Origin of the sequence: Sphingobium sp. AP49, from assembly GCF_000281715.2 — a bacterium.
Taxonomy (GTDB): domain Bacteria; phylum Pseudomonadota; class Alphaproteobacteria; order Sphingomonadales; family Sphingomonadaceae; genus Sphingobium.
The window spans coordinates 3,434,712-3,447,633 of record NZ_CP124576.1; the positions used below are offsets into that span (position 1 = coordinate 3,434,712).

10 protein-coding genes are annotated in these 12,922 nt (G+C 65.7%); 3 read left to right on the plus strand and 7 right to left on the minus strand.

Annotated features, from left to right (window positions below; translation table 11 throughout):
- Positions 1 to 78: 78 nt before the first annotated feature.
- Both PMI04_RS16395 and ptsP read right to left on the minus strand, forming a co-directional pair.
- On the minus strand, positions 79 to 1,023 hold the full coding sequence (locus tag PMI04_RS16395) for a helix-turn-helix domain-containing protein (protein ID WP_007711774.1): 945 nt from the start codon (positions 1,021 to 1,023) through the stop codon (positions 79 to 81).
- A gap of 74 nt (positions 1,024 to 1,097) precedes the next feature.
- Positions 1,098 to 3,371 (minus strand): phosphoenolpyruvate--protein phosphotransferase, encoded by a 2,274-nt coding sequence (gene ptsP / locus PMI04_RS16400; RefSeq protein ID WP_007711775.1) that lies wholly within the window; start codon positions 3,369 to 3,371, stop codon positions 1,098 to 1,100.
- A 197-nt stretch (positions 3,372 to 3,568) separates the two neighbouring features.
- Between ptsP and PMI04_RS16405 the strand changes: the two genes are divergently transcribed.
- A complete protein-coding gene (locus PMI04_RS16405; RefSeq protein WP_007711776.1) occupies positions 3,569 to 4,726 on the plus strand; it encodes a pyridoxal phosphate-dependent aminotransferase in 1,158 nt (385 codons plus the stop codon).
- 143 nt (positions 4,727 to 4,869) lie between these two features.
- Positions 4,870 to 6,036, plus strand: coding sequence for a pyridoxal phosphate-dependent aminotransferase (locus PMI04_RS16410; protein ID WP_007711778.1), 1,167 nt, complete (start codon positions 4,870 to 4,872; stop codon positions 6,034 to 6,036).
- A gap of 73 nt (positions 6,037 to 6,109) precedes the next feature.
- Here the strand turns inward: PMI04_RS16410 and PMI04_RS16415 are convergent, their stop codons facing one another.
- The 5 genes from PMI04_RS16415 to PMI04_RS16435 all read right to left on the minus strand — a co-directional run bounded on the left by PMI04_RS16415 (position 6,110) and on the right by PMI04_RS16435 (position 11,165).
- Positions 6,110 to 7,111, minus strand: a complete 1,002-nt coding sequence (locus PMI04_RS16415) for a hypothetical protein (protein WP_157178153.1) — start codon at positions 7,109 to 7,111, stop codon at positions 6,110 to 6,112.
- Between the two features lie 191 nt (positions 7,112 to 7,302).
- Complete coding sequence (locus tag PMI04_RS16420) at positions 7,303 to 10,038, minus strand: hypothetical protein (protein WP_007711792.1); 2,736 nt, start codon at positions 10,036 to 10,038, stop codon at positions 7,303 to 7,305.
- 14 nt (positions 10,039 to 10,052) lie between these two features.
- Positions 10,053 to 10,628, minus strand: a complete 576-nt coding sequence (locus PMI04_RS16425) for a calcium-binding protein (RefSeq protein WP_283184800.1) — start codon at positions 10,626 to 10,628, stop codon at positions 10,053 to 10,055.
- On the minus strand, positions 10,625 to 10,804 hold the full coding sequence (locus PMI04_RS16430; RefSeq protein WP_283184801.1) for a hypothetical protein: 180 nt from the start codon (positions 10,802 to 10,804) through the stop codon (positions 10,625 to 10,627). The genes PMI04_RS16425 and PMI04_RS16430 overlap by 4 nt, the downstream gene beginning before the upstream one ends.
- Before the next feature lie 73 nt (positions 10,805 to 10,877).
- Complete coding sequence (locus PMI04_RS16435) at positions 10,878 to 11,165, minus strand: hypothetical protein (protein ID WP_007711799.1); 288 nt, start codon at positions 11,163 to 11,165, stop codon at positions 10,878 to 10,880.
- Between the two features lie 239 nt (positions 11,166 to 11,404).
- Here PMI04_RS16435 and PMI04_RS16440 point away from each other — a divergent pair, with 239 nt between their 5' ends.
- Positions 11,405 to 12,676, plus strand: coding sequence for an oligogalacturonate lyase family protein (locus PMI04_RS16440; RefSeq protein ID WP_007711802.1), 1,272 nt, complete (start codon positions 11,405 to 11,407; stop codon positions 12,674 to 12,676).
- Positions 12,677 to 12,922: the final 246 nt, after the last annotated feature.

Consider the following 12,922-nt stretch of genomic DNA (forward strand, 5'->3'; position numbering starts at 1 on the left):
CTCTCCGCCTTTAACCATAGGCGGGCGCGCCACGCAACAAAGCGCCGCGTGTCCCTGCCGTCCGGACAAGGGACAGGGTCAGTTTCCGGCGCTGGGCGCCGGCGTCTCTGGTGCTGGCGCGGGCGTAGCCGACGCAGGCACGGGCGCCTGGATCGACGGCGTGCCGACGGGTGCCGATGTCCGCGCAGGCGTTCGGGCCGGCACAGCCGCAGGGACCTGGCCAGCCGCTGCCGGTGCGGCGCGCGCCAACAGTGCCTCGGCATTCACCGGAACATCTGCGATCGTTCGGTCTGCGGCTCCCAGCGGCGCTATCGCCTTGCCACCGACCGTAACGGTCAGCGCTTGCGGGCGACCGGTCAGGATCATCGGCCCCTTGGCATCGGCCGGCAGGGTGAAGCTTTCCCCCTTCTTCATCGTGCCGTCTTTCAACCGCTCGCCCGCCTCGTCATAGATGCGCAGCCACACATCGTCGACCGCCGTGAACACCACCGGCCCGGTAACGGGGGCGGCAACCGGGGCGCCAGCCGCCGGCTGCTGCGACTGTGCGGGCCGCTGCTCCTGCTGCTCGGCGATTTCTTCGCCGGTCGGCGGGGTCAACAACTGGGTGCGCCAGATGGTGAAGCCGGCGATCACGACGATGGCGATCACCGCAGCCGTCCAGGCCAGGGTACGCGAAGGCACGCGCGCAGGATCAGCAGGCTCAAACGCCTCATAACGGGTCGCGCCCATGTCCGTATTATGCACGGCACTCCGTACGTCGGCGGCGATCGCCACTTCGTCCAGGTCCACGGCCCGCGCATAGGCCCGCGCAAAGCCGACCGCATAGGGGATGCCCGGCAGCGCCGCATAATCGTCCCGCTCGATCGCCTCCAGCTGGCGCTGCGCGATCCGCGTGCGGGTGGCGATATCCTGCACCGACAGGCCCTGGGCCTCGCGTGCGGCGCGCAACTTCGCGCCGGGGGTGCTGGGCTGCGCTTCCGGCGCGCTTTCCGCGCCGGTTTCGAGTTCGGGTTCGTCTGCCATGCTGCTCCGCGACCTTGGTTGGCGGCCTTGTCTCATTGCGGGACGGCGCTTGTCAACGCCGGGCCGGTCTCTTTTCAGGTGAGTTCGATGCCCCGTTGTTCGGCCCATGCCGTCAACTGCACGCGGATATCGCTCGCGCCGCTATCCAGCATATCACGCATCAACGCCTGCAATTCGCCGACATCGACGGCACGGATCATCGCCTTGACGGGACCGACCGAAGCCGGCGTGATCGACAGGCGCCGCACGCCAAGGCCGATCAGCGCCATCGCCTCCAGCGTGCGCCCCCCCATCTCGCCGCACACGCCGACCGGCACCTTATAGGCTGCGCAGGTTCGCACCACCCGGTCCAGGAACCGCAGGATGGCGATGCTCAGCCAGTCATAGCGTTCTGCCAGCCTGGGATGCGCGCGGTCGGCCGCGAACAGGAACTGGGTCAGGTCGTTGGTCCCGATCGACAGGAAATCGAGCTGCGGCAGCAACAGATCGAGAACTTCGGCCAGTGCCGGCACCTCCAGCATCGCGCCATAGCGCACCGCCTGCGGCAGCTTCTTCTTCTGCGACACCAGCCATTGGCGCTGATGCTCGACCAGCGCGCGGGCCTGTTCATATTCCCACGGCTCGGACACCATCGGGAACATGATGTTCAGCACCTTGCCTGCACTCGCCTCCAGCAGCGCCCGCGCCTGCGCCTTCATCAGCGCGTCCCGGTCCAGCGCCAGGCGGATCGCGCGCCAGCCCATCGCCGGATTATCCTCCTGCTCGTCATCCTCCCGCTGCATATAGGGCAGCGCCTTGTCGCCGCCGATGTCCACGGTGCGGAAAATGACGGGCCGGTCGCCGGCGGCATCCAGCACTTCCTTGTAGAGCCGCTGCTGCTTCTCGCGCTGGGGCAGGGTCGCCGACACCAGAAACTGGAATTCGGTGCGGAACAGGCCGATCCCATCGGCGCCGACAACATCCAGCGCCTGCGCATCCTCGCGCAGGCCGGCATTGACCATCAGCTCGATCCGCGCCCCGTCCAGCGTCACCGACGGCAGGTCGCGCATCGCGGCAAACTCCGCACGGCGCTTCTGCGTCACATGCAGCTTGTTCTCGAACGCCTCTTCCATGTCGGATGTCGGGCGGATCAGCAATGCGTTGCTGCCGACGTCCATCAGGATCAGATCGCCCTCGTTCACGCGGTGGCGGATATCGCGCACACGCCCCAGCACCGGCACCCCCATGGCGCGGGCGACGATCGTGACATGCGCGGTCAGCGACCCTTCCTCCAGAATGACGCCCTTCAGCCGCCGCCGGTCATATTCCAACAATTCGGCCGGCCCCAGGTTGCGCGCGATCAGGATGGCATCCTGGCGCAGCCCCATCTGCGCTGCGGTGCCCAACTGGCCGGACACGATTCGCAGCAGCCGGTTGGCCATGTCTTCCAGATCGTGCATCCGATCGCTCAACAGCGGATCATCGATCTGGCGCATCCGCATCCGGGTACGCTGCTGCACCCGTTCTATTGCGGCCTCGGCGGTCAGGCCGCTGTCGATCGCCTCGTTGATGCGGCGGATCCAGCCCTCGTCATAGGCAAACATCTTGTAGGTTTCGAGCACCTCCTGATGCTCGCCCTCGGTGCCGAACTCGACCGCACCGGTCATCCGGTCGATCTGCTCGCGCATCTTGGCAAAGGCAGAGATGACGCGCTGGCGCTCCGCCTCGGTATCCTCGGCCACGGTATGCTCGATATGGACGCGCGGCTGGTGAAAGACGACATGGCCACGCGCCATGCCCATCACCAGTTGCAGCCCGGTCATGATGTTGGACCCGGTTTCCTGCACGCGGTTATCGGTCGATCCGTCGTCGGCCAGTTCGGCATTGGCGATCAGTTCGGACAGCACCATCGCGACCGTCTGCAGCGCCTCGATCTCGACCTCTTCATATTTGCGCGGCTCGACATGCTGGACGCACAGCACCCCCAGCGCGTTCTCGCGCCGCACGATCGGCACGCCGGCAAAGCTGTGAAACAGTTCCTCGCCGGTTTCGGGGCGATAGGAAAAATCGGGATGGGCCGCCGCTTCGTCCAGGTTCAGCGTCTCGACATTGGTGGCGATCAGCCCGACCAGCCCCTCGCCCTTTGCCATCCGCGTGACATGTACCGCCTCCTGCTTCAAGCCGCGCGTCGCGAACAGTTCCAGCACGCCTTCGCGCACCAGATAGATGGAACAGACCTCGCTCGACAGCGACTCGCCGATGATCTCGACCACCTTGTTCAGCTTGGCCTGGGCGCTGGTTCGCGCTGCCATCACTTCCTGCAGGCGGACGAGTATCTGGCGGGCGGCGGCGGCGGGGGTGCTGGACATGATAAAGCGCTAACAGATGGAGCGCTTTCATTCCAAGTGCTTTCCGCGCGACATGATCGGAACGCGAGCGGAAAAGCACGATTATTGCGCATCGCTGATAACCCGCGCCATCTTCCTCATTTGCGTGGCGGAAACAATCTGTACATTCGTCATACAAGCAAAGGCTGCATTCAAGCATGTCAGGGAGATTAGGGACCATGGAAACGACCACGCCTACGGAGTTTGAACAGGACCTGCTCGATCGCGGTTATTCGCGCCGTCAGCTGGCGAAGGTAACCGCCTTGCTCGGCGCCGGCGCCGTCGCGATGCGCACCGTGGGTGCCGCCGCGCAGCAGGCGGCCAAGCCGGTGGCCGGCGCCGTCCGCATCGGCGCCAACGAATGCTGGACCGGCCCTTTCCCGATCGCCCAGGAAGCCGCGTTCAAGCTGGTGCGCGAAGGCAATCGCTACGAACCCGACGATGAACATGCCAAGCTGTTCGCCGCCGTCGCCCAGGTGGAGGGCATTCCCGCCGACCGCATCGTCGCCTGGCCCGGCTCGTCCGATCCGCTGAGCCGCGTCGCCGTCGCCTTCGCCTCGCCGACCAAGAGCATCGTCACCGCCGACCCGACCTATGAAGCGATCTGGCGCACCGGCGACTGGCTCGGCGCCAAGGTCATCAAGGTGCCGCTGACCAAGGACAACGCCCATGACGTGAAGGCGATGCTGGCGGCCGATCCCAATGCCGGCGTCTATTATATCTGCTCGCCCAACAACCCGACCGGCACGATCACGCCGATCGCCGACATCGAATGGCTGGCCGCCAACAAGCCCAAGGATTCGGTGCTGGTGGTCGACGAGGCCTATATCCACTGGACCGACACGCCGCGCGCCGCCAAGCTCGCCGCGACCCGCGACGACGTGCTGGTGCTGCGCACCTTCTCGAAGCTGTTCGGCATGGCCGGCATGCGCCTGGGCCTCACCTTCGCCGCGCCCTCGCTGATGGAAAAGATGATGCGCTATGACGGTGGCCAGGTCACCGGCATGCTGCCGATGACCGCCGTCGCCTGCGGCACGGTCTCGGTCGCCCAGGCCGACCTCATCAAGCAGCGCCAGGCGGAAATGGCCGCCAATCGCGACAAGGCGATCGCCCATCTGACCAAGAAGGGGATCAAGGTCCTGCCCGGCAGCAAGGCCAACATGTTCATGGTCGACTGGGGCAAGCCCGCCAAGCAGATGCAGGCCGCTATCCTGGCCCAGAATGTCCAGATCGGCCGCAACTGGCCGATCTGGCCCAATGTTTCGCGCGTTTCGGTCGGCTCGGCCGAGGAAATGGACGCATTCTGCAAGGCTGTGGACGCGGTCTGGAAGGCCTGATCCAAGCTTCCGCTACGAAAAGGGGCTGCGGGGCGCAAAATAAAGCGCGCCGCAGCCCCTTTTGCATTGCGGATATTGTTCCCGACTTCGTTTCTCCAGACGAAATCCAAGGCATTTCGCAGGAAAACAAGGGGACAATCGGCATGACCATGATGTTGGACAAGGAAGCGCGGGAAGACCTGATCGAGCGCGGCTATTCGCGCCGCCAGCTTGCCAAGGTTGCCGCCCTGATCGGCGCCGGCGCCGCGATGCACGAAATGCTGGCCGCGCCCGCCTTCGCGCAGCAGCAGGCCGCCCGCGGCGTCAAGGGCGCGGTGCGCATCGGCTCGAACGAATGCTGGACCGGCCCCTTCCCCTCGGGCGTCGACGCCATTGCCAAGGCCGGCGCCGTCGGCAACTGGTATGATCCCGACAATTATCGCGGCGACCTGGTCTCGACCATCGCCAAGGTGGAGGGCATTCCCGAAGCTCAAGTGATGCTGTGGCCCGGTTCGGGTGGCCCGCTGGTCTCGACCGTCGCCGCCTATTGCTCGCCGACCAAGGGCCTGGTCACCGCCGACCCGACCTTCGAATCCGCCTGGCGCACCGCCGACTATCTGAAGGCACCGATCGCCAAGGCGCCCCAGGCCATCGGCAAGGGCCATGACGTGAAGGCCATGCTGGCCGCCAATCCGAACGCCGGCCTCTATTATATCTGCACGCCCAACAACCCGACCGGCACGATCACGCCGATCGCCGACATCAAGTGGCTGCTCGACAACAAGCCGGCTGACGCCATGCTGTTGGTCGACGAAGCCTATCTCCACTTCTCCGAGGCTCCCAGCGCCGCCTCGCTGATCGGCAACCGCAAGGACATCATCGTCATGCGGACCTTCTCGAAGCTGTTCGGCATGGCGGGCATCCGCCTCGGCCTCACCTTCGCCGATCCCGAAGTACAGAAGCGCCTGATGCTGTTCGGCCCGTCGGCCGGCGGCCTGTCGATCACTGCCATGGCCTGCGGCAACGCGGTCTATCCCGAAGCCGCGCTCATCAAGGCGCGCCGCGACGAGATGATCGCCGCCCGCGACCAGACCATCGCCTGGCTCACCAAGAAGGGCATCGAAGTCCAGCCCGGCAGCCAGGCCAACATGTTCATGGTCAACTGGAACAAGCCGGCCAAGGAAATGCAGGCGGCGCTGATGGCCGCGCCCGAAAAGGTGCAGATCGGCCGTAACTGGTCGATCTGGCCCAACGTCTCGCGCGTCACCGTCGGCTCGGCCGCCGACATGACCAAATTCTGTGCGGCTGTGGACAAGGTCTACAAGGCGTAAGCCTGTTCACGGCACCCCATAGCAAAGCCGTCACGAAGGAGGGGCGTCCGGACAACCGGGCGCCCCTTTCGCATCAATAAGCGTTGCTCTCGTCACTGGATGCCTCTGCCGGTAGCGCGCCATAGCCATTGTTCGCGGCCTTCTGCTCGCCCAGTCGGTTCAGCGCGACGGCGATGCCGGCACGGATACGCTGGATGCGGTCATTGATGATGGCATCGTCATCCGACACCAGCCGTCCTGCCGCCCGAACGCTGTCATCCGCCGATACCTCGCGGAAATAATAATCCGGCGGAAATCCGTGCCGGGAAGCGGCCTCCTCGATCAGCGCCGCCGCACGGTCGAAACCGATGCAGCGATCAAAATCGCCCACCATATGCGATGTGGCAAGGCGATTGTGGCAATCGCGACTATGGTCGGCTGCACCGGACATGCCCGTCTCGGAATAGATGCGGTCAAATTCGCTCACCGCCATCTGCAGATCGGCATCGTCCAGCGGAGGGATGGCCAGTTGGGCAGGCACTTCGCCCGCAACCGGGGTTTCAACCGGCACGCCAAAATCGGCCATGTCGTTGATCGGTTCCACCGCATTATAGGATGCTCCCGCATCGGGCTGGCGCGAGCGCTCCATCGCCCCGATGGCGATCACGACGCCTACACCGATGCCGATGATATAGAAGGCGGCCTTCAGCCCGCGACGCCAGGCTGGCCTGCCGCTGCGCACCGCCTGCTGTTCGGGCTCGATCCGGGCGCGACGCGCCTGCGCGCCGCCTCGCATCGGCGGTGCGTCGAGATCGAACACTTCCTCATATTCGCCCTCGATGATGCCGTCATCGACGGACGTGGACCGACGCTTGTGCATTTTACCCCAGGGCAGGATCGCGAGCAGCGATCCAATCACCACCGCCGCGATCGCAGGCAGCAGGAAGGCCAGGCCAGGCGCGACAAACAACAGGGCGAAGAACCAGTGCCACCCCCAGACATTTTTGGCGCACAGGAAAGCGGCGATCGTCAGGGGCAGGGTAAAGCGGAAATAGAGGCACAGGGCGATGACGAACAACGCTCCCAGAACACCCAAATAGGTTTCCAATCCCTGTAGGGATGCGACAATCTGCGCTACGGCATATAAGGCGATCAATATTGCCGGCATCACATCCCCGCCTCATAATCAGTCATGCGCGCGGACGACACACCGCACGAACTCAATATTTGGCGATAATCATGATTCCCCGAATTTATCTAGATCATGATGGAATTTAATCATCGGCTCTAGAATATCTTGCGCACCGACAGCATCAGCGTCCGCCCTTCGGGGTCGAGATAGGCGGGCTGATAGGCGACCGGCGTCGCGCCCGTGCCATCGGTCACGCTCTGCCGCCGGTTGAGCAGATTGCCGACGGTGAAGCTCACCCGCATGCCCCGCGCCCAGTCCTGCCCACGGAACCGGTTGGCTAGGTTCGCGAACAGCCGCAGGTCGAACGTCACCAGTTCGCCAAAGCGCAGGTCGCCGCCCGACGCCGTCTGGTCGCCGGTCACATGCGATGCGCTCTGCCAATTGCCGTCCAGCCGGATGCCGACGCCATTGTCGATCACGCCACTGCTCAGCTGCACCTTGTGGCGCGGCTGCGGACTGCCGCCCAGCGTGCCGCCGTTCAACAGGTCTACCCACGGCCCGCCTTCGCTCAGCAGCACCGCGTCGCGCAGCATGATGCTGTGATAGAGCGACAATTGCAGCCGCGCGCCATTGTCGCTGCCACCGCCGAACGGACCGCCACCGGGCGGACCAAAGCCGCCCCGTCCGCCCGGGCCACCGGGACCACCAGCCCCCATTCCAGGCGGCGGGCCATCGGGCGGTCCCATGCCATCGGGCGGAGGGCCGGGTGGCGGCCCAAAACCATCCGGTCCGCCAAAACCGCCGGGTGGCCCCATCGGCGTCGCGTCATCGGGACGATGACCATTGACCAAAATCTCGGCCTCGTCCGCCGCTGAACCATCTTCACCTACCGCGTCGGGCCGTCGCATCGCCTCCTCCGTTTCGGGCCTGTCGGTCTGCGTCCCTTCTGCCTGCGCCGCCGCGCGCCGCCATGGCGGTACAAAGCCGGCCGGCGGCTCGGGCCGCTTGGGCTTGCGCAATATCTGCGTGAAATTGAGGCCCCAGCGCAGCTGCTTCACCTCCTCGCGCGCGACATTGACGGAGCGCGTGTCGATCCGCGTCAGCATCCCTTCCTCGTCGCGGCTGTAGCGATCGGGGAAAGCAGCCTCCAATGCGGAGGACACGCCGGTCAGGCTGATGATCGCGTCGCGCGTCTCGCTGCTCACATAATTGGCCGACAGGGTCAGGTTGACCTTGGTGAGCGGCTTCACCGTCGCGCCCAGCTTGAACTGGTGGCGATTGTCGGCGGTCAGCGCCGGATTGCCGCCGGTCACCTGCGTCACCGTCACGCTCTCGCCCCGCACATAGTCATAGACGCGCACATTGCTGGTCGTGATCGTCGGGCTGTTGCGCTGGTCCAGCGTCGGCGCGGTCCGGTCATTATTGACCGCCGCGATGATGGTGATGCCGGTGCGGGGCGTCCAGCTCAGGCCATATCCCAGCGTGCCGAGCGTGCCATAGTCGGAAACCTGCGTCACCGATGCGTTCATATTGGCGGTCAGCGTCCCCAGCACCGGCAGGAAGCCATTGCGCCGGCTGGCGATCGGCAGGTCGAAACTGATCTGTGCGCCGCCATTGGTGCGGCTCGCGGTCCGCTGCGACATCACCCCATCCAGCGTGCTGGACGATCGCAGGCTGCTCGTGTCGCCGCTCAGGCGCAGGTTCATGCCGACATTGCCGGCCGGCAGCTTGAACAGCTTGCCATTGACCAGCAGGCTGGCGCTTCCCGTGTCCTGCAACGCCCGCGCCTTCTGCGTGCCCATGGCCCCGAGCAGGCTTGCCGGCAGCACGCCATCGGCATCCACATCGCCCGCGTCCAGCGCCGCCTGCACATCGTCCAGATCATAGCCGCGATCGCTATCGGTCCGGGTGTCGCTATGGCTGTAGCTGCCGATCACCGACATACGCCAGGTCTTGGACAGGTCGATGTTCAGGCTGACGCCGCTGCTCAGCGTCAGCGCGCGCGTGTCCTGATGCAGCGGATCGAGCGACAGGATGCGGTCGACCGTCTCGTCGCCATCGGTCAGGCTGCCGGTGGGCAGGCCATTGAGCGCCTTGCTGCTCTTGTAATCCGCCCGCCCGTTCCAGGACAGGTTCGCCGTCTCGCTCAACTGATGCGCGACCGTAGCGTTCAGCATATAGCTGCGGGTGGCGGGCGACAGCGTGCGATAGGCGCGGTCGTCGCTGACCCGCCCGGTCGGGTCGCCCGCCGCCGCCGGATCGACGATCACATCGCGTTCGCTTTCCAGCAGCGAGGCGGAGGATTTGGCCCGCGCCGTCACACTCACCCGGTCATTGTCGCGAATGCGGGTATAGCCGACATCGCCGGCCAGATTTTCGCCCTGCCCCGCCGTTGCCATCCCGCCGCCCAGATTGGCGACCTGCGATCGGAAGCGGCGATGCAGGATGATGTTCACCACCTTGCGCTGCGCGTCATAGCCATATTTGAGCGCGACCTCCTCGGGCAGGATGTCGAGCCGCAATATCGCCTCGGTCGGCAGGTCGCTGACCTCGTTGACGCCCGAAATCCGCTTGCCATTGACCAGCACCACCGGGCCGTCATCGCTGCGCCCCTGATTGCTGCTGGTCTGCGCCGCGATCTCGTCCAGCAATTCGCTGACCGTGCCGACGCCATAGGCATCGATGTCGGCACGGCCGAGCTGGTTCTGCGCCGGAATGTCGCCGATCACCGCGCCCGGCGGCGCCTGCCCGGTGACGACGATATCGTCGCTCGCCACGCTCTGCGCCGCAGCGGGCGTCGACAGGGCGAACGGGGACAGGGCGAACAGGCTGCATCCGGCGCGCAGCAGGGCGCTGCCCGCCCGACGGCAGGACAAGGATAGGCAAGGCATCGGCATCTATCCCGTCAGTTGCGCGGCGGCGGTCCGCCCGCGCCGCCCGGTCCATCCGGACCGCCGAGGCCACCGGGGCCTCCACCGGGACCACGCCGCGGCATCAGGCTGCGCATCTCCTCGGCCGACAGCACCCCGTCATGATCGGCGTCCGCCGCATCGAAGCGCGCATGTTCGAACGCCAGCACTTCCTCCAGCGAGGCGCCGGCGTCATAATTGCTGTTGGCCTGGGCGATCGCGCTGGCATTGAGCGGTTCGATCAGCCGGCCCAATATCGCATCCTCGGGGTCGTCGCCCAGCTTGGGCATGATCGCCTCGGCCACCGGTCCGCCCTGGTCGCCCATCGCGCCCGTCTCGGACAAAGCGACCGATCCCATGCTGCTCTGCCACGCCTGAAACTCGGCCAGGCTCAGCGCGCCATCATGATTGCCGTCGATCGCTTCGAACCGGCTGCGGATGATCTTCTCGCGCCGCGCCTGCACCACCAGCCGCAATTCGTCGATCGTCACGATGCCGTCGCGATTGCTGTCGGCTTCGGCAAACATGGCGGTCACGATCCTGTCGATCTGGCTGCGCTTGATCGGCTTCATCTCGCGCGGCTTTTGCGGCCGGCCTTCGCCGCCACCGGGAGGGCCGCCGCCGCCGGCGGGCCACCGCCCATGCCGCCTCCCATACCGCCGCCGCCCATGCCGCCACCCATGCCCCCCTGGGCCAGCAACGGCGCCGAACAGAGCAGCAGCGCCGCCCCGATCATCATCTTGCGCATCGCGCCTCGTCCTTCTTCATGAAAATGGGAACGGGGCGGTGCCGTCCCAGGCACCGCCCCGCATCGGTCGCGATCAGAGCGTGCAGCGCACCCGCTTGCCGCGATAGAGATAGCTGTCCAGCCTGGCGTCATAGCTCTTGTAGCGATTGCGGCAGGCCTTCTGGTGCGCCGCGCCGGTAAAACGGCCCTGGCTGGGCTGGGCCTTGATCGGCTGGGCCTTCGCCGGGGCAGGCTTCTTGGCCGGCGCCTTGCTGCTCGCCGGCTGGCTCGCGCCATGATGCGGCGCCTGCGCCATGGCCGGCGCGCCCAGCGTCGCCATCAGCGCGGCGGCGCCCAGGGTCAGGAGCGAAGGATAAGTCATGTCATGGCCTTTCATCTGGGTGGAAAATCTCCGCCCCGTCTGTGGCCACCCGATTTTGCCCCGTCATTTCACGAATATTTCAGAAGCCCGCGCCTTATTGCCCTCCTCTGTCAAAGACTTGGCCCGGCAAGCACGCGGCGCGCCGAGATCACAGCCGCCTTGCCAAATTCCCGATATGCGGTATCCAATCCCGCAAATTGAACTTGAACTGGGAGGATGGGATGCGGTTGAGGCAGGCAATGATCGGGCTGGCCTTTCCCCTGCTCGTCGCGGCGCAAGCGCCCACACCCGCCGCGTCCCCCGCCAGCTGGACCGACCCGACCACCGGCCACCGCATCGTCCGCGTCGATGACCGGCCCGGCAATTACGGCCTCTACTTCAACTACAACCCCTTCACCCCCGACGGAAAGCGCATGGTCTATCTGACGCCGGAGGGGATCCGCGTCGCCAACACCAGCGACTGGACCACCCGGCTGGTGCTGAAGGAAAAGGTCGACCGGCTGCTGTTCGTCGGCCACCGCGCCAATGTCGCTTATTATACCACCAACCCGACCGGCAGCAGCGAGGGCGAACCGTCCTTCATCGTCTGGTCGGTCGATCTCGACAGCGGTAAGCGCCGCCGTATCGCGGCAATGCCGGGCGGCCGCATCGAATCCATCAATGCGGACGACACGCTGCTCGCCGGCCATCGCGAACTCGCCCCGCCGCCGCCCGCCATCGCCGCCCAGGGCAAGCGCGATCCGAAAACCGGCTCGCCCAGCTATAGCGGCACCGACGATCAGGGCCGCCCCCTCTCCTTCGCCGCCGCCAAGGAAAAATGGATGGAGGCCCGGCTCGCCGCCGGCGTGCCGATGGAAATCTTCGCGATCGACATCGCCACCGGCCAGCAGCGCCGCATCACCGCGTCGAAGGACTGGCTCAACCATGTCCAATTCTCGCCGACCGATCCCGATCTGCTGATGTATTGCCATGAGGGTCCCTGGCAGCAGGTCGACCGCATCTGGACCATCCGCACCGACGGCAGCGCCAAAACCAAGGTGCATCAGCGCATCCTGCAGGGTGAGATTGCCGGCCATGAATATTGGGCGCCCGACGGCCGCACCATCTGGTATGACCTCATCATGCCACAGGGGATGCGCTGGCTTGCCGGCCATGACGTCGCCAATGGCGCGCGCCGCTGGTATGCGATCCGCCCCGGCCAGGGCTCCTATCATTTCGCCTCATCGCCCGACGGCCGCAGCTTCTCCGGCGACGGCGCCAATGACGGCAAATATATCAGCCTCTTCCACCCCCGCCCCGACGACAATCCCCGCGCCCGCAACACGCTGGCCGGCGACACGCTGATCGCCACCGGCACGCTGGAGACGGAACGGCTCGTCGATCTCGCAAGCCATGACTACACGCTCGAACCCAACCAGCATTTCACGCCGGACGGCAAATGGCTGGTCTATCGCAGCAATGTCGCAGGCAACCCCGCTATCTACGCCGTCGAAATCGCCAAACCCCGCTAGGCCGCGCGCGGACAAGCCCGGCGCCCGCCGAATGGCGAGGATGGGTGGGGTGCGCAATGCCCCTTATCCCATCATCCCAGCGAAGGCTGGCATCTCAGGCAGGCGCACGCGACATAAACGGATAGCGCAAGACGGCTGGCCTCTTTCTGCCACCGCCTGAGACCCGAGCCTTCGCTGGGGTGACGGAGTTGGAGTGGCTAAGCGCCAGATTGTTTTGGCAGTTCTTCATACCCCTTTCTCCGCGCT